Here is a 1,596-nt window from a genome sequence, read left to right as displayed (position 1 = left end):
GAACCAGTGACATTAAGCACTCACAAAAGGGCGCCAAGAGGTGCCGAACTCCACAGCTTGAGGCGTGCCGCTATGGTTCGCCGAAACCTCGTATCGGCAGACAGTTTCGGCGTGTAGCGGGACAGGTGAGCGTCTTTCGCTGGAGATATCGTCCCCTCGTTTACTTGGCAATTGCCGCCAGGTGTGATGTCTCAGGACTTCGGTGACGGATGTGCATCGGGAGATCGGTGACACTTCGCGTGTCAAGACATCGGTGACGTTTGCGGTTCCGGGGTCTTTCGGGGGCCGCGCGGGTGTCCGTTGCTGACGTAGCGGATGCCCGGTTCGGGCCAGGGGTGTTCGATGATGAGTTCTCCGGTGCTGACGCTGTAGAACGCGATCATTTCCTTGTCGCGGACGATGGTGACGAGTGTTCCGGCGAGGTGGCTGCCGATCTGGAACTTCACGCCCTTGACCTTGATCCCGCCGCTGACGGTGACGCGTCGAGTGTTCTCCGGGAGTAGTGCGCCTGCTGCCGCGACCGGTGAGGACGACGGCGTGGCAGCTACGAGCGGTCGCGGCGGTTCGGCCGCCGGCGTCGTGTCCCAGGCCTGCTGCGGGGTGACATGTCCAGGCAATCCTTGGTGGGGACGCTCGGTGTTGTAGATCATGTCGAACTCGTCGACCTGGGCCTGGAGCTCGCCGAGGGTCGCTGCCAGGGACTGCTTGTGGAGGTATCGGAACAGAGTTTGGTGGAAGCGCTCATTCTTGCCCTGCGTGGTCGGCTTGTAGGGCTTCCCGGTGATCGGTTGGACGCCGAGCCGGGTGACGTAGTCGACGAGCTGGCCGACGATCCCGCGGCGGGACGGGTTCAGTGCGACACCGTTGTCGGTGAGCAGGCGTTGCGGGACGCCGTGTGCTGCGATGCCTTTCGCGACGACGTGCACTGCGGCGTCGGAGGTCTCACCGGCGGCGACGTGGGACGCTACAGCGAGGCGGGAGTGGTCGTCGATGAGTTGGAAGATCACGCACTTGCGCCCGCCGGTGAGGACGTACTCGGTCGCGTCGAGCTGCCAGCATGCGTTCGGCGCGGGGTATACGAATCGGCGGTACGACGCGCGCGGCCGCTTGTTCGGCGCTACCCGGGCGACTCCCGCGTCACGGAACATACGCGACAGCGACGCCGTCGACGGCGCGGGCATCCCCATCGCGGCCATCTTCGCGTGGACGCTGATCGGCCCGTGATCCAGTCCTGACTGCTCCAGCGACGCGCGCACCCGCAGCGCTTGAGTCTTGATGTCGTCGCCCAGTTGCGTCGGTGAGGTGTGCGGCCTGCGTGATTTCGGCTCGAGCAGCGCAGCGGGCCCTTCAGCGATCGCGCGCGAACGCAGCAGGTAGAACGTCTTCCGCGAGATGCAGTGTTCGACGCAGAACGTCGTCACCGCTCCGCGCGGCGCGTCGTCGGGCCACTGCGCGATCGCGAGGCGGACACGGGGATCAACAGGTTCGTTTCTACTCACACCTACATCAGAGCGGTGGAAGTGTCACCGCGAACGACCCCAGAACCGTCACCGAAGTCCTGACGCAGAACCGTCACCGATGTCCTGCGAGATGACA

1 protein-coding gene is annotated in these 1,596 nt (G+C 64.7%); it reads right to left on the bottom strand.

Features of this window, described 5'->3' with window-relative positions; genetic code table 11:
- Nucleotides 1–242: 242 nt before the first annotated feature.
- On the bottom strand, nt 243–1,499 hold the full coding sequence (locus N4R40_RS13025; protein WP_456085676.1) for an integrase core domain-containing protein: 1,257 nt from the start codon (nt 1,497–1,499) through the stop codon (nt 243–245).
- Between the last annotated feature and the right edge of the window lie 97 nt (nt 1,500–1,596).

The organism is Microbacterium memoriense, from assembly GCF_025398275.1.
GTDB lineage: Bacteria > Actinomycetota > Actinomycetes > Actinomycetales > Microbacteriaceae > Microbacterium > Microbacterium memoriense.
The sequence above is the reverse complement of the archived record's forward strand: the minus strand, read 5'-3'. Positions and strand labels throughout refer to the sequence as shown.